At 64.5% G+C, this 23,748-nt stretch carries 20 protein-coding genes and 3 pseudogenes; 8 read left to right on the forward strand and 15 right to left on the reverse strand.

Translation table 11 applies throughout. From position 1 onward, the window contains the following. The first annotated feature begins 69 nt into the window (after positions 1 to 69). Positions 70 to 1,475: pseudogene (locus CD04_RS21635) on the forward strand (FAD-binding oxidoreductase). 68 nt (positions 1,476 to 1,543) lie between these two features. On the opposite strand, the gene CD04_RS0109200 reads toward CD04_RS21635, so the two are convergent. Next, positions 1,544 to 2,098, reverse strand: coding sequence for a Cupredoxin (locus CD04_RS0109200; RefSeq protein ID WP_156030204.1), 555 nt, complete (start codon positions 2,096 to 2,098; stop codon positions 1,544 to 1,546). A 340-nt stretch (positions 2,099 to 2,438) separates the two neighbouring features. Here CD04_RS0109200 and CD04_RS0109205 point away from each other — a divergent pair, with 340 nt between their 5' ends. The 3 genes from CD04_RS0109205 (at position 2,439) to glcF (ending at position 6,445) form a co-directional block, all read left to right on the forward strand. Then, the gene (locus CD04_RS0109205) at positions 2,439 to 3,932 is read left to right on the forward strand and encodes an FAD-linked oxidase C-terminal domain-containing protein (protein WP_031406131.1); all 1,494 of its coding nucleotides are present in this window, start codon (positions 2,439 to 2,441) and stop codon (positions 3,930 to 3,932) included. Positions 3,933 to 4,061: 129 nt separating this feature from the next. Beyond that, a complete protein-coding gene (gene glcE, locus CD04_RS0109210) occupies positions 4,062 to 5,186 on the forward strand; it encodes a glycolate oxidase subunit GlcE (protein WP_031406133.1) in 1,125 nt (374 codons plus the stop codon). 32 nt (positions 5,187 to 5,218) lie between these two features. Then, entirely contained in the window at positions 5,219 to 6,445 is a 1,227-nt protein-coding gene (gene glcF, locus CD04_RS0109215; protein ID WP_031406135.1) for a glycolate oxidase subunit GlcF, read from the forward strand. Between the two features lie 97 nt (positions 6,446 to 6,542). Here glcF and paaZ read toward each other — a convergent pair whose 3' ends face one another. The 10 genes from paaZ to CD04_RS0109265 all read right to left on the reverse strand — a co-directional run bounded on the left by paaZ (position 6,543) and on the right by CD04_RS0109265 (position 16,163). Next, the gene (gene paaZ / locus CD04_RS0109220; RefSeq protein ID WP_031406137.1) at positions 6,543 to 8,597 is read right to left on the reverse strand and encodes a phenylacetic acid degradation bifunctional protein PaaZ; all 2,055 of its coding nucleotides are present in this window, start codon (positions 8,595 to 8,597) and stop codon (positions 6,543 to 6,545) included. A gap of 168 nt (positions 8,598 to 8,765) precedes the next feature. Beyond that, positions 8,766 to 9,404 carry a TetR/AcrR family transcriptional regulator gene (locus CD04_RS0109225; protein WP_031406139.1) on the reverse strand — a complete coding sequence of 213 codons (639 nt, stop codon included), beginning with the start codon at positions 9,402 to 9,404 and terminating at the stop codon, positions 8,766 to 8,768. Position 9,405: 1 nt separating this feature from the next. Then, on the reverse strand, positions 9,406 to 10,488 hold the full coding sequence (gene paaE, locus CD04_RS0109230; protein ID WP_031406141.1) for a 1,2-phenylacetyl-CoA epoxidase subunit PaaE: 1,083 nt from the start codon (positions 10,486 to 10,488) through the stop codon (positions 9,406 to 9,408). A gap of 10 nt (positions 10,489 to 10,498) precedes the next feature. Then, positions 10,499 to 11,041: a 1,2-phenylacetyl-CoA epoxidase subunit PaaD gene (paaD, locus tag CD04_RS0109235; protein ID WP_369792792.1), complete on the reverse strand. Its 543-nt coding sequence runs from the start codon at positions 11,039 to 11,041 to the stop codon at positions 10,499 to 10,501. Further along, positions 11,035 to 11,808: a 1,2-phenylacetyl-CoA epoxidase subunit PaaC gene (paaC, locus tag CD04_RS0109240; RefSeq protein WP_031406145.1), complete on the reverse strand. Its 774-nt coding sequence runs from the start codon at positions 11,806 to 11,808 to the stop codon at positions 11,035 to 11,037. The genes paaD and paaC overlap by 7 nt, the downstream gene beginning before the upstream one ends. Before the next feature lie 10 nt (positions 11,809 to 11,818). Continuing rightward, the gene (paaB, locus tag CD04_RS0109245; RefSeq protein WP_051849254.1) at positions 11,819 to 12,157 is read right to left on the reverse strand and encodes a 1,2-phenylacetyl-CoA epoxidase subunit PaaB; all 339 of its coding nucleotides are present in this window, start codon (positions 12,155 to 12,157) and stop codon (positions 11,819 to 11,821) included. 23 nt (positions 12,158 to 12,180) lie between these two features. Further along, positions 12,181 to 13,191 (reverse strand): 1,2-phenylacetyl-CoA epoxidase subunit PaaA, encoded by a 1,011-nt coding sequence (gene paaA / locus CD04_RS0109250; protein WP_031406148.1) that lies wholly within the window; start codon positions 13,189 to 13,191, stop codon positions 12,181 to 12,183. 48 nt (positions 13,192 to 13,239) lie between these two features. After that, positions 13,240 to 14,556, reverse strand: coding sequence for a phenylacetate--CoA ligase PaaK (gene paaK, locus CD04_RS0109255; protein WP_031406149.1), 1,317 nt, complete (start codon positions 14,554 to 14,556; stop codon positions 13,240 to 13,242). A gap of 15 nt (positions 14,557 to 14,571) precedes the next feature. Next, positions 14,572 to 15,069 (reverse strand): hydroxyphenylacetyl-CoA thioesterase PaaI, encoded by a 498-nt coding sequence (gene paaI / locus CD04_RS0109260; protein ID WP_051849057.1) that lies wholly within the window; start codon positions 15,067 to 15,069, stop codon positions 14,572 to 14,574. A 290-nt stretch (positions 15,070 to 15,359) separates the two neighbouring features. Beyond that, entirely contained in the window at positions 15,360 to 16,163 is an 804-nt protein-coding gene (locus tag CD04_RS0109265; protein WP_031406154.1) for an enoyl-CoA hydratase-related protein, read from the reverse strand. A 142-nt stretch (positions 16,164 to 16,305) separates the two neighbouring features. Here CD04_RS0109265 and paaY point away from each other — a divergent pair, with 142 nt between their 5' ends. Continuing rightward, positions 16,306 to 16,935, forward strand: a complete 630-nt coding sequence (paaY, locus tag CD04_RS0109270; RefSeq protein ID WP_031406155.1) for a phenylacetic acid degradation protein PaaY — start codon at positions 16,306 to 16,308, stop codon at positions 16,933 to 16,935. A gap of 111 nt (positions 16,936 to 17,046) precedes the next feature. Here the strand turns inward: paaY and CD04_RS0109275 are convergent, their stop codons facing one another. From CD04_RS0109275 to lplT, 4 genes are read right to left on the reverse strand one after another with little or no spacing between them, the layout of a single operon-like run. Beyond that, complete coding sequence (locus CD04_RS0109275; RefSeq protein WP_304412999.1) at positions 17,047 to 17,610, reverse strand: glutathione peroxidase; 564 nt, start codon at positions 17,608 to 17,610, stop codon at positions 17,047 to 17,049. After that, positions 17,607 to 18,527, reverse strand: coding sequence for a DMT family transporter (locus CD04_RS0109280; RefSeq protein WP_038167666.1), 921 nt, complete (start codon positions 18,525 to 18,527; stop codon positions 17,607 to 17,609). The genes CD04_RS0109275 and CD04_RS0109280 overlap by 4 nt, the downstream gene beginning before the upstream one ends. A gap of 6 nt (positions 18,528 to 18,533) precedes the next feature. Then, positions 18,534 to 19,349: a TlpA disulfide reductase family protein gene (locus CD04_RS0109285; RefSeq protein ID WP_031406161.1), complete on the reverse strand. Its 816-nt coding sequence runs from the start codon at positions 19,347 to 19,349 to the stop codon at positions 18,534 to 18,536. A 17-nt stretch (positions 19,350 to 19,366) separates the two neighbouring features. Next, positions 19,367 to 20,692 carry a lysophospholipid transporter LplT gene (lplT, locus tag CD04_RS0109290; RefSeq protein ID WP_031406162.1) on the reverse strand — a complete coding sequence of 442 codons (1,326 nt, stop codon included), beginning with the start codon at positions 20,690 to 20,692 and terminating at the stop codon, positions 19,367 to 19,369. Positions 20,693 to 20,946: 254 nt separating this feature from the next. Between lplT and CD04_RS25220 the strand changes: the two are divergent. The 3 genes and pseudogenes from CD04_RS25220 to radA form a co-directional block, all read left to right on the forward strand. Continuing rightward, positions 20,947 to 21,543, forward strand: a pseudogene (locus CD04_RS25220) (alanine racemase); the annotation flags it as partial. A gap of 150 nt (positions 21,544 to 21,693) precedes the next feature. After that, positions 21,694 to 22,203: pseudogene (gene alr, locus CD04_RS25225) on the forward strand (alanine racemase); the annotation flags it as partial. Further along, positions 22,203 to 23,690, forward strand: a complete 1,488-nt coding sequence (radA, locus tag CD04_RS0109300; RefSeq protein WP_031406166.1) for a DNA repair protein RadA — start codon at positions 22,203 to 22,205, stop codon at positions 23,688 to 23,690. The pseudogene alr and the gene radA, both read left to right, overlap by 1 nt. Positions 23,691 to 23,748 lie beyond the last annotated feature (58 nt).

The following is a 23,748-nucleotide window of genomic DNA, read 5'->3' on the forward strand; positions in this document are numbered from 1 at the left end:
GCCATGGCAAGGGGCAACACGCGTATTCTTACCCAAGCGCATCACCCCCAAGAAACACAGGAGACTGCAATGAACGCCTCGCTCCACCCCCAGATCCTGCAACGTGCGGTCTCGCCTGCCCTGCTCGACGCGTTGGCACAGCGCTTTGGCGCGCACTTCACCACCGCCCTCGCCATCCGCCAGCAGCACGGCCGCGACGAATCGCCCTTTGACGTCCCGCCACCCGCTGGCGTGGTCTTTTGCACGTCGACCGACGATGTGGCCAATGCGGTCAAGCTCTGCGCCGCGCACGACACGCCGGTGATCGCCTTTGGCGCGGGTTCTTCGCTTGAAGGCCAGCTTCTTGCGGTACGCGGCGGTATCAGCCTTGACCTCGGCCGCATGAATCGGGTTCTGGCAATTGCTGCCGAGGATATGAGCGCCACCGTCGAGGCGGGTGTCACCCGGCTGCAATTGAACGAGGAGTTGCGCCATAGCGGGCTGTTTTTCCCGATCGACCCCGGCGCGGATGCGACCATCGGCGGCATGATGGCCACTCGCGCCTCGGGGACGAACGCGGTGCGCTATGGAACGATGCGCGAGAACGTGCTTGCGCTGACCGCCGTGCTTGCAGACGGACGCATCGTGCGCACAGGCACGCATGCGCGTAAGAGCAGCGCGGGCTACGATCTCACGCGCCTGATCGTCGGCAGCGAGGGAACGCTCGCGATTGCCACCGAGGTCACATTGAAGCTCTACCCGCAACCCGAAGCGGTGGCCGCGGCCGTGTGTTCATTTCCCGATGTTGCGAGTGCCGTGGACTGCACCATCGCGACGGTTCAAGCCGGCATCCCGATTGCACGCTGCGAACTGATGGATGCGCACGCCGTACGTGCGGTCAACGCGCATGACCGCCTGGGTCTGCCGGAACAACCCTTGCTGCTGATGGAATTCCACGGCTCGCCGGCGTCCGTGCGCGAGCAGGCCGAGTCCGTTCAGGCCATCGCAATGGACCATGGTGGATCGCATTTCGCGTGGGCCGATACCCCGAGGAGCGGAACCGCTTGTGGAAGGCCCGCCATCACGCGTATTTCTCTGCGCTGCAAATGCGCCCGGGCTGCCGCAGCGTGACCACCGACACCTGCGTGCCCATCTCCAAGCTCGCGGAAAGCATCAATCTGACTGTTGCCGAGGCCGACGCGGCCGGTCTGCCCTATTTCATCGTGGGTCATGTGGGCGACGGCAATTTCCATGTGGGGTACCTGATCGATCCCGCCCAACCCGCGGAGCGCGAGCTCGCCGAGCGCCTCAACGCGCAGCTGGTGCGCCGAGCCCTCGCCCTGGGCGGAACCTGCACAGGGGAACACGGCATCGGTCTGCACAAGCAGGGGTTCCTGCGCGAGGAGGTCGGCGACGATGCCCTGGACACCATGCGCGCCATCAAGAACGCGCTGGATCCGAAAGGCATCCTCAATCCCGGAAAGATTTTCGCCTGAGCTGCACCCCAAAGGGCCGGCCTGGTTTGCAGCGAGGGGCTTGGCCAACTGGCGAATGCCCCGCGCGCCTAGCCGCCAAAGTAGCTCGGAAGGATTTTTGAGCGCGCGGTCTTGGGGTTGTCCGCGAGCAAATGCGGATCATCGGTGACGATGATGAGACCCGCCATCGGGTCGCCGAAGCCGTGCACGGTGGGCCGCTTCTTCGGGACGGTCCTGCCGCCCGGCTCCTTCACCAGTTCGGCGTGGACCGAGCAGTAGTAATACTTCAGTCCCGGATGACGGAATGTGATGGTGTAGGTGTGCACGGCGTGGCCTGGACCAGGAGTACCCTGCACGGCCCCCTCAAAGGTCTTGCTCGTGGCTCCGGTGGCTGGGTTGTAGCCGATGATGGTGTGCGCGCCCGTGTCTTCATCGACGAATACCACCGGCTGACCCGGTCGAACGACCACAACGTTCTCCAGAAACATATTCGCCCCATTCATGTGCACGTAGACCGGCGCCCGCGCAGCGGGCGCTGCTTGCGCTCCTGGGATGGCGAACCCTGCAGCCGCGCACAAAGCGGTGAACAAGGCGGCACGGCCGATATGCCGCAGGGCGGGATGAACCGAAAGACGCGATTGCATGGGACCTGTCCTCGTGGAATGCACCATGCCGAACCCTAGGCTCACCCTGCCATCCGGTCAATGCAGGCTCACATGGCGTTACCGCTGCAACGCCTGTTTGCGCCACGCGAGCGGGCTCCAAGCACGCATTGGCAGCGGCCATTTGCGCCGACACGGGGGCCTGATCGCCAAACCGGCATGACGGCCTGCAAGGAAACAGGCAAAGCCGTATGCTCAAAAATGTCAGCAGTGTTTCACCTTGTGGACCCCGCTTCGTCAGGATAGACCCTGATGCAGCGCAACATTGGGCACGTTATGGTTTGCGACAATACCTAAAACTTCCGTTCGCAGCCCCGCAACCATGAATGCCCCCATCCCCCAAGATATCGCCACGCGCGCTCAGCGGCAGGCGCAGGTCGTCGCCGCGCTGTCGGATGTGCTTCCGGCTTCGTGCCTGCTCTGGCAGCGTGAGGACGTGACGGCCTATGAGTGCGACGGGCTGGCGGCGTACCGGCAAAGGCCGCTGGTCGTTGCCCTGCCGGAGACAGAATCGCAGGTTGCCGCCGTGCTGCGGATATGTCACCATCTGACGGTTCCCGTGGTAGCACGAGGCGCCGGCACGGGACTTTCCGGCGGCGCGTTGCCGCACGTGGACGGCGTGCTGCTCGCGCTGTCGCGCTTCAACCGGATCAAGACCATCGACGTTGCGGCACGCACCGCAACGGTGGAGTGCGGTGTGCGCAACCTGGCCATCTCCGAAGCTGCTGCGCCGCATGGTTTGTATTACGCACCCGATCCTTCGAGCCAGATCGCCTGCACCATCGGCGGCAATGTGGCCGAGAATTCAGGCGGCGTGCACTGCCTGAAATATGGGCTGACCGTGCACAACGTGCTGCAGGTGCGGGGCTACACGGTGGAGGGCGAGCCCCTCACCATCGGAAATCTGGCAGGCGACTGCCCCGGGCCAGACCTGCTTGCCGCCGTGATCGGCAGCGAGGGGATGCTGATGGTCGTGACCGAGGTCACGGTCAAACTCATTCCCAAGCCACACCTGGCACGCTGCATCATGGCCAGCTTTGATGACCTGCGCAAGGCGGGCGATGCCGTGGCCAGCCTGATCGCCGCCGGCATCATCCCCGCAGGGCTGGAGATGATGGACAAGCCCATGACCGTTGCTGCCGAAGCGTTTGTCCATGCCGGCTATGACCTCGACGCCGAGGCCATCCTGCTGTGTGAGTCGGACGGCACCGCAGAGGAAGTCGAAGAGGAAATCGGCCGCATGAGTGCCGTGCTGCAAGGCTGTGGCGCCACCGCCATCGCCGTGAGCCAGTCAGAGGCTGAGCGGCTGCGTTTTTGGAGCGGGCGCAAAAACGCCTTCCCTGCCTCCGGCCGCATCTCCCCCGACTACTACTGCATGGATGGAACCATTCCGCGCAAGCGGGTAGCCGACATGCTGTTGTCGATCAAGGACATGGAGCGCGAGTTCTCCCTGCGCTGCGTCAACGTGTTCCACGCCGGCGATGGCAATCTTCATCCGCTCATCTTGTTCGATGCCAACCAAGCAGGGGAGTTGGAGCGCGCCGAGGCCTTCGGTGCCAAGATTCTGGAGACCTGCGTGGAAATGGGCGGCTCGATCACCGGCGAACATGGTGTGGGTCTGGAGAAAATCAATTCCATGTGCGTGCAGTTCAGCCCCGAAGAGCTTGAGCAGTTCCGCGCCTTCCGGCGCGCCTTCGATCCGGCTGAGCTGCTCAACCCGGGCAAGAACATTCCCAGCCATGCGCGCTGCGCCGAGTACGGAAAGATGCATGTGCGCGGCGTGCGCACGCCCTTTCCGGATCTGCCTCGCTTCTGACACCCACGTTGCCTCTTTGCGCTGATCTCCGGGGATGATCCGACCGTTGCCGGTCGGATCATCCCCGGCCATGGTGCACGCAATGCGACGCGAATCCTCACGATCCTTCACCTTTAACCGAGACTGTTTGTGAACCCCTCCGATTCCCTGGCCGCCCTGCAGGAGCAGGTGCGGCAAGCTGCAGCGGAACACGCATCGCTCATTGTGCGTGGCGGCGGCAGCAAGGCTTGGCTGAGCCTGCCTGCGGGCCCCGCGCGCGAGCAGCGTGCGCTGGACATGCGCACCTACGCCGGCATCATCAGCTACGAACCCACTGAACTCGTCGTGACCGCGCGAGCCGGTACGCCACTGGCCGAACTCGAAGCCGCTTTAGCCGCGCACGGTCAATGCCTTCCGTTCGAGCCACCGCACTATGCCCACACTGGAGCGCAAGCCACCGTGGGCGGTATGGTTGCAGCTGGGCTCTCCGGCCCAGGGCGTCAGGGCGCAGGCGCGGTGCGCGACTACGTGCTGGGCGCCGCCCTGCTCGATGGTCGCGGCGCGGTCCTGCATTTCGGCGGACAGGTCATGAAAAATGTCGCCGGCTTTGACGTGTCACGCCTGCTCGTCGGGTCCATGGGATCCCTCGGTGCCATCGTCGAGGTCTCGCTCAAGGTATTGCCCGTTGCGCCGGCCGAGGCCACGCTCGTTTTCGAGTTGGGCAAGCAGCGCGCCCTGGAACAAATCAACGCGTGGGGTGGGCAACCAATCCCCATCGCCTCAAGCGCCTGGTGGAGCGATGACGCGGGCACCGATGTGCTTCACGTGCGGTTGCGCGGGGCACGCGCGGCCGTGGCGGCAGCGTGCAGTCGGCTGGGTGGCACGCGCCTCGACGACGATGCCGCCCAAAAGCTTTGGCAGGGACTGCGCGAGCAGACTCTGCCCTGGTTCGCTCCGACTTGGGCACAGCCCGGTGCAGCGGGCGAATGCCTGTGGCGGCTGGGCGTGCCGCCCACCACGCCACCACTGAAGCTGCAGGGTTCCCTGCTCATTGAATGGGGCGGCGCGCAGCGCTGGATCAAGAGCGAGTTGCCCGCTGCAGTGATGCGCGAGGCGGCGACCGAAGCCGGGGGGCATGCCACGCGGTTTCGCGGTGGCGACAGCGCCACCCCGGTGTTCACCCCGCCTGCACACCCGCTTGAGCGCATTCATCACGACATCAAGCGCGCATTTGATCCGCACGGTGTATTCCCCGCGATGTTCCCCGATCACTGAGACCCCGGTCAAAGCCGCCAAGTATTCTCATCATGGAAACACGACTGTCTCCCGAATTCGCCGGCACCGCTGAAGGCCAAGAGGCGGAAAGCATTCTGCGCGCCTGCGTGCATTGCGGCTTTTGCACCGCCACCTGCCCCACCTACCAGTTGCTTGGCGACGAACTGGACGGCCCACGTGGGCGCATCTACCAGATCAAGCAGGTCCTCGAAGGCGAGGCGCCCACCCGCAGCACCCAGCTCCATCTCGATCGCTGCCTGACCTGTCGCAACTGCGAGACGACCTGCCCCTCGGGCGTGGCCTATGGTCAGCTTCTGGACATTGGCCGCCGCGTCGTCGACGCGAAGGTTCCCCGTCCTGCTGGCGAACGTGCCAAGCGATGGGCGCTCAAGGAAGGCCTGACTTCGCCGCTGTTTGGCCCGGCGATGAAGCTGGGCCAGATCCTCAAGCCGCTCGTGCCCACGGGGCTGAAGGACAAGGTGCCGCAACCCAAGCCAGCCGGCTCGTGGCCGACCCGTGAGCACGCCCGCCGCGTCCTTATGCTGGCCGGGTGCGTGCAGCCCTCCATGGCACCCAACATCAACACCGCCACCGCCCGCGTTCTCGACGCCCTCGAGGTACAGGTCTTGCTGGCCGATGGCGCTGGCTGCTGCGGCGCGATCCGCCAGCATCTATCCGACCACGACGGGGCGCTGGCCGACATGCGTCGCAATATCGATGCCTGGTGGCCGCTGGTGGAACGCGGCGCCGTGGAGGCCATCGTCATCAATGCCTCGGGCTGCGGGGTGCAAGTGAAGGACTACGGTCGCGAGCTGGCGCACGATCCTGTTTATGCCGAGCGCGCGAAACGCATCTCCGAGTTCGCGCGCGATCCCATCGAATTTCTGGCGGAGCAGGGTCCGCAAATCGCAGCCCGGCTCCAGCGCAAACCGGCCGAAAGCCTGGCGTGGCATCCACCCTGCACACTGCAGCACGGCCAGCGGCTCGGTGGCCAGGTGGAAACGTTGCTACGCAGCTTGGGATTCACAGTCAGCTTGCCAGCCGAGAGCCATCTGTGCTGTGGTTCGGCCGGAACGTACTCCGTGCTGCAGGGCAGCCTGTCCAAGCAGCTTCGCGAGCGCAAGCTCAAAAATCTCGCGCACTTGGCACCGGAGCGCATTTTGAGCGCGAATATTGGCTGCATCCAGCATCTACAGGCCGGCACCACGATGCCGGTGCAGCACTGGCTGGAATTTCTGGATGAGGCCCTGCGGGAGTAAATGAATGCGCCACGGCGCACACCGCTTGCATGCAGTGGCGTTGTCCAGCGCGGATCATTCGCAACCCGGGGCACGATCCATGCAGGGCACCGGCGGATCAGTCAGGATTGCGTTTGGCCACCAAGGTCAGAATATCGTAGCTTGCCACCAGCTCCTCGTCCTGGTTGCGCACCTCGACGTCCCAGGCCACCACCCCTTGGCCACGCCCCTGCGCGTCCGTCTTGCGCCGGTCAATCTTGCGTTTGCAAGTCAAACGCGCCCGGATCGTGTCGCCAATGCGCACGGGCTTGATGAAACGCAGCGTGTCAAGCCCATAGTTGGCAAGCACGGGCCCAGGCGCCGGAGACACAAACAGTCCCGCAGCGGCCGAGAGCACGAAATATCCATGCGCGATACGCTGGCCAAAAGGCGACTGACGCGCCGCAATCTCGTCAAAGTGCATATAGAAATAGTCACCTGAAATGCCGCCGAAGGCAACGATATCGGCCTCGGTGACGGTGCGTCGATGGGTCAACAACGACTCGCCGATCTGCAGATCCTCAAAGTGGCGGCGGAACGGATGGACATCGGATTCGATGCGCGCTGCGCCCCGTATGTACTCCCCCACCACAGCTGCAACCATGCTCGGTGAACCCTGGACAGCCGTGCGCTGCAGGTAATGCGTGACGGCGCGCAGTCCCCCGAGTTCCTCGCCACCTCCGGCACGCCCCGGCCCGCCGTGCTTGAGCATGGGCAGCGGAGCCCCATGCCCCGTGGATTCTTGCGCAGCCTGCGCATCGAGGACGAGAACTCGGCCATGATGCACCGCTGCGCGGCGCACGGCATGCGACGCCGTTGCGGCATCGCGTGTTGCAATCGTCGCCACCAGACTGCCCTGCCCGCGCGCGGCAAGCTCAAGGGCTTCATCCATGTCGTCATACGGCAGCAAGGTGCTCACGGGGCCAAAGACTTCCACGTCGTGAACCTCTGCCACCTCGTTCGGACGCTCGCAAAGCAACAAAGTCGGGCCGACGAACGCCCCCGTCTGCGCATGCGCTCCAGGCGCAAACGGGTGCTCACCACCGTCGTAGACCGTTGCGCAGTCCTTACGCAAGCGCTGCAATTGCGCGAGCACGTCGGTTTGTTGAGCCTTGCTGGCCAGTGGTCCCATTTGCACGTCGCTCGATCGCGGATCGCCGACGGCAATCCTGGACAGCTTCTCGCGCAGGCGTTGCGACAGCGCCTCGAGTTGCTTGCGCGGGACCAGGATGCGCCGGATCGCCGTGCATTTCTGCCCCGCCTTGACGCGCATTTCGCGCACGATCTCCTCGGCGAACAACTCAAACTCGGCATCCTGCGGCTTCACGTCCGGGGCAAGAATGGCGCTGTTGAGGGAATCAGCCTCGGCGTTGAATGGCACGCCACGAGAAAGAAGGTTGGGATTTGCGCGCAATTTCGCCGCGGTAGCCGCCGATCCGGTAAAGGTCACGATGTCCTGGCCATCCAGGCGATCGAGAAGATCTCCTGTCGAGCCAATCACAAGTTGCAGACTTCCGGCGGGCAGCCCACCCCATTGCAGCATGCGGCGCACCAGCGCCCAAGTCAGGTATGACGTGCTGGTGGCCGGCTTGGCGATGCAAGGCATCCCGGCCAGAAAGCTCGGCGCGAACTTCTCCAATAGTCCCCAGACCGGAAAATTGAATGCGTCAATATGCACAGCCACGCCTTCGCGCGGCACCAGGATGTGGCTGCCGACGAAATGGCCCTTTCGGCCAAGCGGCACGACAGGCCCCTCGTGGAGCACATTGCCGCTGGGCAATTCATTGCTGCCAAGGCCGGCATAGGCAGACAGCGTGGCAATGCCGCCTTCGATGTCGATCCACCCATCCGGTCGTGTCGCCCCCGTGTGCGTCGACCAGGCATACAGTTCTTCCTTGTGCTCGCTCAGGTACTTGCCCAGCTGTTTGAGGCGCTGCGCGCGCTCCTGAAAATCCAGCGCCAACAACCCGCGCACCCCTTGCCCGCGCGCATGGTGCAAGGCTGCGGCAAAGTCGGGTTTCTCGGCGTGTGTGCTTGCGGCCGCAACGCCGCTTGACGCATCCAACAGCACCTCGAGCGGCTCACGGCCGAACCACTGATCAGCGAGGTAGCTCTGCAGAACGGGGATGTCCATGGTTACTTGCATTCATCCAAAGGTGGAGGGAGATCACAGTGGGGGCGCCATTGGCCCCGTCGATTGCAGTGCAACGGAGCTCGCCGGAGCGAATCGCGCGAATCACGGGCAGCACCCGTCGCCGCGACCCAAAGGCCTGTCGTCTTCGTCGCCAACTCAGCCCTTAAGTCATGCAGCATGGGCGGGCATCGCGGAAGACAGCCTGGAGGCAGGCGCTTGCAATCCGCACACGCCGTTGAGAAACAGCTCCGCCACGAGCGGAGCAAGATCCGGATAATCGAGTGGCTGGCCGGCCTTGAACCATGTAAACAGCCAGTTCATCATCCCGAACAACAGCATGGCCAGCGGCTTGTCCAATGCCTGCAGGCCAAGATCAGGGCGCGCGGCGGCGATGCATTGCGAAAAATGGGCAACGACCTCGCGCTCGACGCCGAGGATGCGCTCCCGGTCCTGTTCAACCAGAAAGCGTACGTCTTCGGTCAGGACCCGGTGAGCGTCCTGGGCGCTTGCATATTCGTCGACGAAACGCGTGATGAGGATCGGCAGGCGTCGAACGGGATCTGCGCATTCGGCCTCCACCTCCCGCACAAGTGCGAGCAGCCGCCGCACGTGTCCCTCGGCGATATGGGTGAGCAGGGCATACTTGTCGCGGAAGTAGTGGTACAGCGAGGCCTTGGACAGGCCACAGGCGTCGGCCACCTGGTTCATCGATGTGGCCACGTAGCCTTGGCGCGCGAACAGGCGCGCGGCCTCAGCCAGGATTGCGGCGCGTTGATCGTCATAGCCGGCGGCGCGTCCACGTGCCATGTCAGCGGTCGTCGAAGGAAATCTCGACCTGCTCGGTCAGAGGATGCGCCTGGCAGCAAAGAATGAACCCGGCTTCCAAATCCGTCTTTTCCAGCGCAAAGTTGCGGTCCATGCGCACCTGACCCTGCAAGAGACGAGCGCGACAGGTCCCGCACACACCGGACGTGCACGAAAATGGCAGGTCCATCCCTGAGGCAATGGCCACATCCAGGATGCTCGGGTCACCCTTGCGAAAGTTGACGTCGCGCCGTTGGCCATCGCGCACGATGCTCACCTTGCTCTGCGCAGCGTCCTGGGCCTGGGCGCTGTGCATGACAGCGCCGGCGGCAGCCTGACCCTGAGGCAGACCAAACCGCTCCACGTGGATGCGCTCGGCCCCGACCCCGGCTTCGCGCAGCGCTGCCTCGGCTTCATCATTCATCTGGTACGGACCGCAGACAAAGGCGTGGTCGATGGCGTCTGGCTGGACGACCCGCGCCAGGAATTGCGCAATCCGTGCACCGTCAAGCATGCCATGGTGCAGCGGGGAATCGGCCGACTCCTCGGAAAACACATGATGCAGCACCACGCGTGTCAGATAGCGGTTTTTCAGATCCTCAAGCTCTTCCTTGAACATCGTGGACTTGAGGCTTCGGTTGCCATAGAGCAGAGTGAAGCGGCTTCGGGGTTCACGCGCCAATACGGTCTTCATGATCGACAGGACCGGCGTGATGCCGCTACCGCCCGCGATACCAAGATAATGACGCTTGGCCGCCGGGTCGATGGCCACATAAAACCTGCCCTGTGGGGGCATGATCTCAATGCTGTCACCGGCATGCAGATGCTCGGCAATCCAGTTCGAGAACACGCCTCCGCGCACCCTGCGCACGCCAATGCGCAGCACCCCGTCGTCCACACCGGCGCACACCGAATAGGAACGGCGCACCTCGGCTCCATCGATCCTCGCGCGCACATTGAGGTACTGACCTTGCGTGAATGCAAACCGGTCTGCGAATTCCTCGGGCACGTCGAAGCTGACAATCATGGCTTCATCCGTATCGGGCTCGACGGCGCGTACGCGCAAGGGGTAGAAATGGGTGTCCATGCCTTGCTGCTCAAATGGGTTTGAAGTATTCGAAGGGCTCACCACATGCGCGGCACCGCCACAGGGCCTTGCACGCGGTGGATCCAAAGGCTGAAAGCTGCTGCGTATCGGCGCTTGCACAACGCGGGCAGCTCAGTGGCTGAGGGCGCGAACGATGCACACGCACGGGCACGGCCGTCGCGTGCGCTGCCGTGGCGCCTCCGGCAGGCGGCGCAATGCCGTATTTGCGCATCTTTTCCAGCCCCTCGGCGCTAATCCAGTCGCTGCTCCACGCGGGCGCACGCTGCTGGCTGATGCGCACGGGCCCGAGCCCTTCGGACTCAAGCGCTTCGGCCACGCTGCGCGCGATCAGTTCCGTGGCTGGGCACCCCGAGTACGTCGGCGTGAGCACCACGTCGAGCACACCGTCGCCGGCGTGTCGCACGTCGCGAACGATGCCCAGATCACAGAGTGAAAGGACGGGGATTTCCGGGTCAGCCACTGTCTGCAGCACGGCCCAGGCGCGGGCCGTGCGCGCTTCCAACGCGGTTGCAGAAAGCACCGTGCTCACCACGCGCCTCCGGGAAAACTGCGCTGCATATGCTGCATTTCGGCAAGGATGTAGCCCATATGCTCACTGTGGATGCCCAGCCGCCCGGTGCTGACAAAGGCTGTGTCGGCGGGCACAGCGAGGCCGGCCCCATCGAGCGCAGCTGTCACGTCGCGCAGCCACGCATCGTGCAAATCCGCCCATCGCGGGCCCAGTCCGCACGCGGCCGCAGCATCGTCCACCGCGTCGGGGGTGAACAGCTCGCGGGTGTACGGCCACAACAGCTCAAGCGCTTGCGCAACGCGCCTGCGTGACTCAGCAGTGCCGTCGCCCAGGCGCTCCAGCCAATCGGCAGCGTGGACATGGTGATACCGCACCTCCTTCACGGCCTTGCCTGCCACTGCAGCGATCTCCGGATCCTGTGATGCCTGGAGCTCGCCCCAAACCCGCTCAAGCAAAGCCGACACGATGAGATTGCGTACCGTCGTGACTGCAAAGTCGCCACGCGGCAGCTCCACCAGTGTTGGATGGTGATAGTCGCGCTCATTGCGCAAGAAGGCGAGCTGGTCTTCATCGTAGTTCTGCCCGTCGAGTTGGCCGGCTCGGGTCAGCACGCCACGCGCCTGGCCGAGGAGATCGAGCGCAATGTTGGCCAGCGCGATATCCTCTTCGAGAATCGGCGCGTGACCACACCATTCCGACAGGCGCTGCGCATGGATGAGGCAGGTGTCGCCAAGTCGCAGCAGATATTGCACGGATGGATCGGCGCTGACGGGAATCGATGCTTGCATGGCCTGCACCTCACATGTGGTCGACTTCATCGGGCAGCTTGTAGAAGGTCGGGTGACGGTAGACCTTGTCTTCCATCGGATCAAAAAACATCGCCTTGTCGCCGGGATCACTGGCGACAATCTGGTCCGATCGCACCACCCAGATGCTCGTTCCCTCCTGCCTGCGCGTGTAGACATCGCGCGCCATTTCCAGCGCCATCTTGGCATCCGGCGCGTGCAGACTGCCGCTGTGCTTGTGGTCCAGTCCAGCCTTGCTGCGCACGAAGACTTCCCACAATGGCCACTCGCTGGCTGCGCTGCGGGTTTCGTTTCTGCTGGCATTTTCTGACGTGCCTTGCGTGTCGCTCATCATGCGTCTCCGGAATCAGGCTCTCAGGCGGCCCGGGATTGGGCCATTTCACGTTTGGCCGCGTGGGCCATGGCTGCTTCGCGCACCCAGGCGCCATCCTCCCAGGCCTGGATTCGCGAGCGCATGCGCTCGCGGTTGCAGGGACCATCGCCGCCGATGACGCGCCAGAATTCGTCCCAATCGATCGCACCGAAGTCATAGTGCTTGCGCTCATCATTCCAGCGCAGGTGGGGGTCGGGCATGCTCACGCCGAGCACCTTCGCCTGCTCGACCGTGGCGTCGATGAACTTCTGCCGCAGGTCATCGTTGGACATGCGCTTGATGCCCCAGCGCATGCTCTGCGCGGTGTGCGTGCTTGCATCGTCCGGCGGGCCGAACATCATCAGGCTGGGCCACCACCATCGGTTGACCGCGTCCTGCACCATCTCGCGCTGCGCCTGGGTGCCGTCCCGCATCATGGTCAGCAACGCATCGAAGCCCTGGCGCTGGTGGAAGCTCTCCTCCCGGCAAACTCGAATCATCGCCCGCGCGTATGGCGCGTACGAACAGCGGCAAAGCGGCACCTGATTCATGATGGCGGCTCCGTCCACGAGCCATCCGATCACGCCAATGTCTGCCCAGGTGAGCGTCGGATAGTTGAAGATGGAACTGTATTTGGCCTTGCCTGTGTGAAGGGCGGCAATCATCTCGTCGCGCGAAATGCCGAGCGTTTCGGCAGCAGCGTACAGATACAGGCCGTGCCCGCCTTCATCCTGCACCTTGGCCAGCAAGATGGCCTTGCGCTTGAGCGTAGGCGCGCGTGTGATCCAGTTACCCTCGGGAAGCATGCCCACGATCTCCGAATGCGCGTGCTGGCTGATCTGGCGGATGAGCGTCTTGCGGTAATGCTCGGGCATCCAGTCCTTGGGCTCGATAAATCCGCCGTCGTCGATGCGGGCGTCGAAGCGCTCGAGCAACTGCTGCTCGGTGGCCGAGCGCGCTGCGCCAGGCTCATCCGAACCCTTGGGCATGAGATCCATCGCTTGGGTGTACATGGTGCGACTCCTTGATGCTCGAACTGCGGTCCTCGTCCGTGGCCCCGCTCAGCTGGTCTTGCGGCGGTGGTCGATCACACGCCGGGCCTTGCCCACGAGCGTGCGCTCGATCGAGTCGGGCGGCAACACATTGACATGCGTGCTGATGCCCACCAGCGTCTTGATGCGGTGCGTGACCCAGTCCGCGATTTTCTGGCGCTCAGCCTCCGAGACGTACCCGATGGACGGCTGCAACTCGCAATGCACCTCGACCTTGTCAAGGTGGCCGTCGCGACTGAGATGGATCTGGTACTGGCCCGAGAGTTTGTCATGCGCCAGCACGATTTCCTCGATTTGCGTCGGAAACATGTTGACTCCGCGGACGATGAGCATGTCGTCGCTGCGCCCGACGATCTTGCCCATGCGACGAAAGGCGCGCGCGGTCGGCGGCATGAGGCTTGTCAGGTCGCGGGTCCGGTACCGAACGATCGGAAGCCCCTCCTTCGTCAGTGTGGTGAAGACCAGCTCGCCATCACTGCCGTCGGGCAGGACTGCGCCTGTGACCGGATCGATGATCTCCGGGTAGAAGTGGTCCTCCCAGATCACTGGCCCGTCTTGCGTTTCCACGCATTCGCAGGCAACCCCCGGCCCCATGACTTCGCTCAGACCATAAATATCCATGGCCTTCAGACTGGTCTTCGACTCAATCTCCCGCCGCATCGCCTCGGTCCAGGGTTCCGCCCCGAAAATGCCGATGCGCAACGCACAGTCGCGCGCATCAAGACCCTGGCGCGCGAATTCCTCGATGATCACCTGCATGTAGCTTGGCGTGACCATGATGATGTCGGGTCTGAAATCACGGATGATCTGCACCTGCTTCTCCGTTTGCCCTCCCGACATCGGGATCACCGTGCAGCCCAGGCGCTCAGCGCCATAATGGGCCCCAAGGCCACCGGTGAACAGGCCATAGCCGTACGCCACGTGCACCATGTCGCCGGGTTTTCCGCCCGCGGCGACGATGGATCGTGCAACCAGGCTGGCCCAGGTGTCGATGTCGCGCTTCGTATAGCCCACAACGGTCGGCTTGCCGGTTGTGCCCGATGAGGCGTGCACCCGCACAATCTGCTCGCGCGGCACGGCGAACATGCCGAAGGGGTAGTGATCGCGCAGGTCGGACTTGCCCGTGAAAGGGAATTTGGCCAGGTCCTGCAGGCCATGCAGATCATCGGGATGCACCCCGTGCGCGTCAAAGGCGCGCCTGTAGTGAGGCACGTTTTCGTAAGCATGGTGCAGGGTCCACTGCAGCCGCTTGATCTGCAGTGCGGTGATTTCATCCCGGCTTGCCGTTTCGATGGGATCGAGCGCGGATCGATTGGGGCTCAGCATGACAGTTTCCTCCTCCTATGTCTGATCGTCTGCCGCTGCAGAACCCACGGCTTCGACGACCGGTCTGCCCTTGATGCGGTAAGAGCGCCCCCGGAACAGTGCCACGCGCTCCGCGCGCTGGTTGCTCACAACCACGTCGTACACACCCGTGCGCCCGCTCAGCGCCTGCTCCACGCAGGTGGCCTCCAGCACGTCCCCAAGCTTGGCCGGAGCGATGAAGTCGATGCTCAACCCGGACGCCACGGTAACCTCGTTGTAGGCATTGCACGCATAGGCGAAAGCAGTGTCCGCGAGCGTCGCAATGAGCCCACCGTGACACATGGCAAAACCGTTCATCATGTCCTGCCGCACCGGCATGCGGACCCGGCTTCTGCCAGGCCCCACGGTGACGATTTCCATGCCAAGGGCTCGCGCGGCATGGTCTTGCATGAGCATGTGATCGCGCACACGCTCGGCTGTGCGCTGCGCCAACGGCTCGGCCGCAGCCGCCGCAACGTGACGGGGTTCAAGCATCGCAATGCCTCCTGTATGACGTGCATGCGTGGATTGGGCCCGACGCCACCAAAGACTGTCTCGAGGTGTGCATCGGGTTTGGCGACAGCCGGCTGCGCAGGGCTTGCGCCGATCCGGCTGTTTCTTCCTGTGCCGCAGCGGGTCTCGACCCCTCGCTAGCGCGACGGCTCGATCCCGGCGCGTGCGCCAGGCACTGCGCGACCCGGGTACGCATCGCGCGCGAAGGCTCGGCGTGCTCGCCTGAGGCGCCGCGGCGCCGACCGTCGAAGGCAGCCAGGATCTGCATGGGCTCAGCGATCCGTAAAGCGGGCTGTTCGCTTTTGCGCGAACGCCGCGACACCTTCGGCGAAATCATGCGCAAAACCGAGTTCACGCTGCGTCCGCGCCTCCGCATCGAGTGCATGCTCGAGCGAGCCTGTCAGCCCCTGATCGAGCAGGGCCCGCGTCTTCACCAGGGCGTGCGTGGGCAAGCGGCAAAGACGCTCGGCCAGAGCCCGCACCTCGGCTTCGAAAGCCTCATCCTGAACACATTTCCAGATCAGTCCGATCTGCTCGGCGCGCTCTGCCGGAAGCTTGTCGCCCAGCATCGCCATGCCCAGCGCCTGCGCGCGCCCAACCAGGCGTGGAAGCACCCACGTCGCGCCACTGTCAGGCACGAGGCCAATCGACGAAAATGCCTGGATGAAGACGGCACTGCGCTTGGCCACGACCACATCGCACAAAAGCGCCAGCGACGCGCCCGCCCCTGCCGCAACGCCCCCGACCGCCGCGAGCGTTGGCACGGGCATCGACCGCAGTCGCAGCATCAAAGGCTTGTAGTGGCGTTCAACCACGTCGCCGAGATCCTTGGGCTTGCCCGCTTCGTTGGCCACTTCCGGGTCCTTCAGGTCCTGCCCGGCACAAAACGCACGCCCTTGCCCACCGAGCACCACGCAGCGCACACTGGTGTCGCGCGCGGCAGCGTCCAATGCAGCCAGCAATGCCGCCGTCAGGTCTGCGTTCAGACTATTGAGCGCTTGCGCGCGATTCAGTTTGAGACCCAGAACAGCGCCTTGACGCTCAACGAGCAAGCTGGATGCAGGGTCTTGATCCATCGCAAAGTTTTTGAGGGCGGAGGTGGAAGGGTGCGGCCGCGTCGGGCGAAAACAATATTGACCAACCGGTCGGTTAATCTTAAGCTTGCCAAATGTTTGATGCAAGTCAAACAATCATCCGGACAAACCCGAGGAGAGATCCATGCCCTGCTACGCCATTGACGGCGTCATTCCGGTCGTCGACCCTACGGCCTATGTGCACCCCAGTGCCGTGCTCATTGGCGACGTCATCGTGGGTCCCGGCTGCTACGTCGGACCCTGCGCCAGTCTGCGCGGGGATTTCGGCCGCATCGTGCTGGACGAAGGGGCCAACGTGCAGGACAGCTGTGTCATGCACGGCTTTCCGGGGCACGACACCGTCGTGGAGCGCAATGGCCACATCGGCCACGGTGCCATCCTGCACAGCTGCATGGTGCGGCGCGATGCGATGGTCGGCATGAACGCTGTCGTCATGGATGATGCCGAGATCGGCGAACAATCGATTGTCGCGGCCTGTGCCTTCGTTCCCGCCGGCATGATTGTCCCGCCGCGGACGCTCGTCGCCGGCATGCCGGCGACCATCCGTCGCGAACTCAAGCCGGAAGAAATCGCCTGGAAGCTCGAGGGCACGCGCACCTACCAGGACCTAACCCGGCGCTGCCTGCAAAGCCTTCGTGAAGTCGCGCCACTGCGCGCCGCCGAGCCCGAGCGACCCCAACTGCGAGCACCAGCGGTCGAACCGCTGATCGCGCTCAGGCGCAAAAACCCGGTGCCATCGGAACCGTCACGCTGAAGAGCAGCGCCCCCTGCGCTTGGCCATTGCGCAGGCACGGCTTGCTTGCCACGCCAGACGCGGGCCCGACGGTTGTTCGATGCGACGACCGATGCCCGGCGCGCTGCAAGCTCACCCCCGCAGGACTTCATCCCCGGTTGCCGGCACCGGCGCATCCAGCGCCATTTCGATGTCGGCGCGCAGCGCATCCGGCTGCGTTTGAGGGGCGTAGCGGCGAATGACCTGGCCGTCGCGGCCAATGAGAAACTTGGTGAAGTTCCACTTGATCATCTCGGTGCCAAGCATGCCGCTGGCCTCGTCCTTGAGCCATCGCCATAACGGATGGGTGTGCGAGCCATTGACGTCGATCTTCTCGAACACGGGAAACTCCACGCCATAATTGGCACTGCAAAATCGGGCGATCTGCTCCGCGCTACCGGGTTCCTGGCCGCCGAACTGGTTACAGGGGAAGGCAAGCACTTCAAAGCCGCGATCGCGGTAGGCGTGGTACAGCGCCTGCAAGCCCGCATACTGCGGCGTAAAGCCGCACTCGCTCGCGGTATTGACAATGAGCAGCACCTTGCCGCGCCATTGTGCCAGGGGTTGCGCGCGACCAAGAATGTCGGTCGCCGAAAACTCGAATGCACCGTGAACGGCAGGCACGGGCTGGGCGGGATGCGGATCAACGGCTTTCAAGTCGGTGTCTCCCGAGGCGGGTGCACTGGCAATGCCGGGCGCCGGGGGCGCACCGCCGCAAGCAAGATGGCCAGCAAAATAAGGCTACCACCAATCAGCGCCTGGCGGCTGAGTTGTTCGGCTCCCAGAACGACGGCGCTGCCGCTGGCGAATACGACTTCCACCGTCATCACCACGGCCGTGAGGCTTGAGGGCAATCGCTCAGCGCCGTACTGCAAGCCCAGATTGGCGACAAGAAAGGCCAGCGACAACGCTGCGACGGGCACCAGCCATTGCGCGCTGGGCGCAGGCAGGGGGCTGCCCAACCCGCTTGCGGCGAACGCGGCCGCCAGGGCGCCCGCCACGATCGTGCCCCCGGCGAACATAGCCAATCCGCGAGCCTCCGGCGGCGTCTGCGCGTACTTGCGCAGCAGCACATTGTTGAGTGCAAAGAAAAATCCACCGGCCACGCCGAGCCAATCCGCCAACTGCCGCGGCAGCGGGAGTCCTCCGCCCGGCGGCCACAGCACAACCATCGCCCCCACGAGTGCAAGCGTCAAGCGCACACTCACCAGTTTCGTCAGACGCTCGCCCAGGAGCCAGCGCGCGAGCAGGGTTGCCCAGACGGGCATCAGGTAAAAGAGAAGCACAACACGCACGACATCACCCTGCGTCACGGCCCAGTTGAAGGCTGCGTTGGTGGACCCCGACGCCAGCAAAATCAGCCACAGCGGCGGCTTACGTAGCAACTGCCCGAGTGCCTGCGGTCGCCATGCCAGGATGGCGACGCTGCTGACGCCATAGATCAGCGCGGTCGCCCACAGCGGGTTGAGCCCGAGCGCATGCAGGTGGCGAAACGGCCACCATGAGACGCCCCAAACCAGCGCATTGAGCATGAGCCCGGCGATGGCAATCAGGGTTTGGCGCGAGCTGTGCATGCCGACTCAGTGACCAGGTGCTTGGCGCATTGCCGCAATGCCCTGGCCCAGCGTGGCGGCCGAGAGCTCGCCAATGTGCATTGCCCTCAGGCGCCCATCAGCGCCAATGAAGAGCGTGGTGGGAAAGCCCGGCGACCGGTAATGGGCCATCAACGCCTGATTCGCGTCAAGCAGCACCTCTGGTGGGTGCAAATGCGCGGCTTGCAGATAGGCGCTCACAGTCTGTGCAGCCTCTCCCTCATTGACCAGCACGATGCGCACGCCACGTGGGTTTGCCGCAGCCTGCACGAGCATGGGCAACTCGCGCCTGCAGGGCGGGCACCACGTCGCCCAAAGGTTGACCACGAGGGGCTGGCCCCGCAGGCTTTGCAGCGCCACGACCCCGCCGCCCAGCCGCGGCAGGCTGATGGCCGGCAGCGGGAGGCTTGGGGGCTGGAGCAGGCGCAGCACACCGAACGCCGCCAGCACCACGGCGGCACCAGCTGCGCTGCTCACGGGCAAACTGCGCCGAAAACGCGGCCTGCGCCAAGCCACGATGGCCACTGCGCATAGCCCCGCGGCCCAACCGGGCCATGAATCAAAGCCGCCGTCACGCACATCCAGCATGGACAGCAGATCGCGGTAGTCGGCCCGGTGCCTAAGCACGAAGGCCGTTCGCGCTGCCGCGAGCGCGAGCACCAGGAGCGGTAACAGTGCAGGCTCCGCGTTGCCCCGGCCGTGCCGCTGCGCCATGGCGGCGACGTACACCGCCACCGTGTACCCCAACACCAGCACAATCGGACCCCAAGGCAGCACCAAAGGCCCGAGACGCAGGGCGTCCATCGTTGCTTGCATGCGACTCAGCGTCCCGCTTCGTGCCGTGGCTCGCCGATGATCTGGGTCCAGTCACGCTCACGCATGTTGCGTGCGTTCCAACGCATCACCAGCCACATATTTGCGACCACGAACGCTCCAAACAGACCGATGATCCACTGGATCGACAGGTCAAACTTGATGAGCAGCGCGTACATCGAGAGCAAGGCCAGCACGCTCACGTTTTCGTTGAAGTTCTGAACGGCAATGGAGTGCCCTGCGGACAGCAGCACATAGCCACGGTGCTGCAGCAGCGCGTTCATCGGCACCACGAAATATCCGGCCATGGCACCAATGGCCACCATGAATACCCCAGCCAGCAACAGGTACAGAGGCAGATGCAGCTGGCCGATGGCTAGCTGCATGTCGGGGACCTCATTGCGCGTATACAGCGACAGCACCATGCACAGGATGCCCATGCCCATGCCAACCGGCAACACGTTCAGGCTCTTTTTCAGCGGAACCCGGGTTGCGGCCCACATGGCGCCCGCCGCAACGCCAAATGCGACGGTGGCCTGCAGCGTCGCCGCCTTGCTCAGATCAAGGCCTAACGCGTACTCGGCCCATTTGATGACGATGAATTGCAGCGTGGCGCCAGCGCCCCAGAACAGCGTAGTGACGGCCATGGAGATCTGGCCAAGCTTGTCGGTCCACAGGACCTTGGTGCAGTGAAGAAACTCGACCAGTTGCTTGCCCGGGTGGGCTGTCTGGTGCGGGTAGCGCGCGCCGGTGTCGGGAATCTTCAAATTGCACAGCGCAGCAATGACGTAGACGAACGCGATCACCGCCAGCGCGCCCTCGGCAACCGTCGTAATGCCCAGATGCGACAGCAACGGCAACTTGAGCAAAAAATCACCGGCAGCCTGGCTGACGAGAAAGCCACCCAGGACGGTGCCGAGAATGATCGAGCCCACGGTGGTGCCCTCGATCCAGCCGTTGGCTGCCACGAGCTGCTGCGGCGGCAGCAGCTCGGTGAGGATGCCGTATTTGGCGGGCGAGTAGGCGGCGGCCCCAAGCCCGACCACACCATAGGCCAGCAGCGGGTGCACGCTCACGAGCATGAGCATGAGCCCCACCAGCTTGACGATGTTGGTGACGAACATCACCCGGCCCTTCTGGAGCGAATCCGCAAAAGCCCCCACGAAGGGTGCCAACAGGACATAGGAGACAGTGAAGAAAAACTTCAATAGCGGCGTCATCCAGCCTGGCGCCTGAAGTTGCACCAGCAGCGCAATGGATGCGATGAGAAGCGCGTTGTCGGCCAGCGACGAAAAAAATTGCGCGGCCATGATCCAGTAAAAGCCTCTTTTCATCGCTTTGTCGTTCCTCAGCGGCTGCGGTCTGGGCGGGTATCGGAATGGAGAATCGGAAGGCGCAACAGGCGCTCGGCCACCACCCGGCCCATGTTCGCCCAAGCCCGATGGACGCCTCGTGCTCGGGCTGCCGCGACACGCGCGCGTCCACCGGCTGCGGATGACGCGTGCCGCCGACGGGCTGCGGCTTTATAGCACAGGGCGGGGACGACTATTTGCGGCGAACTACACTGCGCCATCACCTCGCAAAACCCATGCCGCGCCCCATCCGAGCCACCATTCACCAAAGCGCCCTCACCCACAACCTTGCGCGCGCGCGCCGTGCCGCGGCAGATGCCAAGGTGTGGGCCGTCGTCAAGGCCAATGCCTATGGCCACGGGGTCGACCGCGTCTTTCCTGCGCTGCGCGCGGCAGACGGCTTCGCCTTGCTCGACCTGGCCGAAGCTGAAACGCTGCGCGCGCTGGGCTGGGGCGGACCCATCCTGCTGCTCGAGGGATGCTTCAGCCCGGATGACCTTCAACTCTGCGAGCGGCTCAATCTGTGGCACGTGGTGCATGATGTTGCCCAACTGAACTGGCTTGCCGCTCGCCGCAAGCCCCGCGCCCACCGCGTGTTCCTCAAGATGAACACCGGCATGAACCGCTTGGGATTTGCCCCGGAGCAATACCGCTCGGCTTGGGAACGCCTGCAGCAATGCCCGGCCGTGGGCGAGATCACCCACATGACTCACTTTGCCACCGCCGACGGTCCCCTGGGGACCGCCGACGCATTCGACCTGTTCCAGCGCACCACCGCACTGTTGCCCGGTGAGCGCAGTCTGTGCAACTCCGCTGCGCTGCTGCGGCACGGCAACCGCCAGCCCAATGACGTCACGCACGCGCCCGCGGTCCTTCCAATCGCTGCCGTCCACGCAGGCACGGCGCCAGCCACGCCGAGGCGTCAGCCGCGTCCGAGCCTCGCGCCACCGGCGGCGCTCGGCGAACACCGGCAAACACAGCGCAACGCGGCAGCCGAGATCCTGGGCGATTGGGTACGCCCCGGCATCATGCTGTACGGCGGCTCACCCACAGGCTTGGCACCGGATGCGGAGCACTGGGATCTGCGCCCTGCGATGAGCCTGCTCACCCGCATCATCGGCGTACAGAACATTCCGGCAGGTGCAAGCGTGGGCTATGGGGCTTCCTTTACCGCACCGCAACCCATGCGCATTGGCGTGGCGGCCGTGGGCTACGCCGACGGCTACCCCCGCCATGCCCCCACAGGCACGCCGATTGTCGTGGACGGAGTGCGCACCCGTGTCGTCGGGCGCATCTCCATGGACATGGTCACGGTGGATCTGGACCCCGTACGCGCCGCCGGCCGAGCCGCCGACGTGGGCAGTGCGGTGCTGTGCTGGGGCCACCACAACGGCGCGGAACTGCCGATCGACGTGGTGGCCGAGGCCTGCGGCACGGTGGGCTACGAGTTGATGTGCGCACTCGCACAACGCGTGCCGGTGCAGGTGGAGTAATGGCCGCGGTCAAATCCGTGTTTGTCTGTAGCGACTGCGGTGGCCAATCGGCCAAATGGCTCGGCCGCTGCCCGCAGTGCGGCGCCTGGAATAGTCTGATTGAAACTGTGGCGGCCGCCGCTCCACGCGCCGGTGTGCGCACGGGAACGGGCGCAACATCGACAAGACACGCAGCGCTTGCGCCGGCCTCGACCGTGCAGAGCCTGCGCACGGTGCCCGCCAAAACCCAGCCGCACCTGCCCACAGGGATCGCCGAACTCGACCGCGTGCTTGGCGGCGGGCTGGTGGCCGGCAGCGTCGTGCTCATCGGGGGTGACCCCGGCATTGGCAAGTCCACGCTGCTTTTGCAAGTGCTGGCCCATTTGAGTACCCCGGGTGCGACGGCGATGCAGCATGCCGCGGCAAGCGCCCACGCGCCGGCCCTTGGGCCCTCGCACGAGGCCGGGGGACAGCGGGAAAAGGTGCTTTACGTCAGTGGCGAGGAATCCGCCGCGCAGGTGGCGCTGCGCGCGCAGCGCCTGGGACTGAAGGACAATGACGTGCGGCTGATGGCGGAAATCCAGCTCGAACGCATCATTGACGCCTTGGGCGCTGAGCAGCCCGACGTGTGCGTCATCGATTCCATCCAGACCGTCTACACGGAAATGCTCACCTCGGCGCCTGGCTCCGTGGCGCAGGTTCGGGAATGCGCAGCCCAACTCACGCGGATGGCCAAATCGGGCGGCACCTGCATCGTGCTGGTGGGTCACGTCACCAAGGAAGGAGCGCTTGCCGGACCGCGGGTGCTCGAACACATGGTGGACACGGTGCTGTACTTCGAAGGCGACACCCACAGCAGCTACCGGCTTATTCGGGCCATCAAGAATCGCTTCGGGGCCGTGAATGAACTCGGCGTGTTCGCGATGACCGAACGCGGGCTCAAGGGCGTGTCGAACCCCTCGGCCTTGTTTCTCTCGCACCATGGTGCGCCGGTGGCCGGCTCCTGCGTGCTGGCCACGCTGGAGGGTACACGGCCACTTTTGGTGGAAGTGCAAGCTCTGGCCGACACGGCGGCCGCTCCGAGCCCGCGACGCCTCAGCGTGGGTCTGGAACCCGCTCGTCTGGCCATGTTGCTTGCCGTGCTGCACCGCCACGCCGGCATCGCCTGTGGCGACCAGGACGTCTTTGTCAACGCGGTGGGTGGCGTGCGCATCACCGAGCCTGCTGCCGACCTGGCCGTCCTGTTAGCCATTCAGTCATCGCTCAAGAACCGCCCGCTGCCGCGCGGACTGCTCGCCTTTGGCGAAGTGGGGTTGGCCGGGGAAATCCGCCCGGCCCCACGCGGCCAGGAGCGCCTTCGTGAGGCGGCCAAACTCGGATTCTCCGCCGCCATCATTCCTGCGGCCAACGCACCCAAGAATGCAGGCTCGCGATTCGAAGGGCTCGCGCTGCATCCCGTGCACCGGATCGACGAAGCGCTGGACATCGTGCGCAGCTTGCAGGGCTGAGCCCCACATTGCACCGCTCGCCGGTTGCGCTCGGCCACCTTCGCGCCAACCCAACCCC

Source organism: Thiomonas sp. FB-Cd, assembly GCF_000733775.1.
Taxonomy (GTDB): Bacteria; Pseudomonadota; Gammaproteobacteria; order Burkholderiales; family Burkholderiaceae_C; genus Thiomonas_A.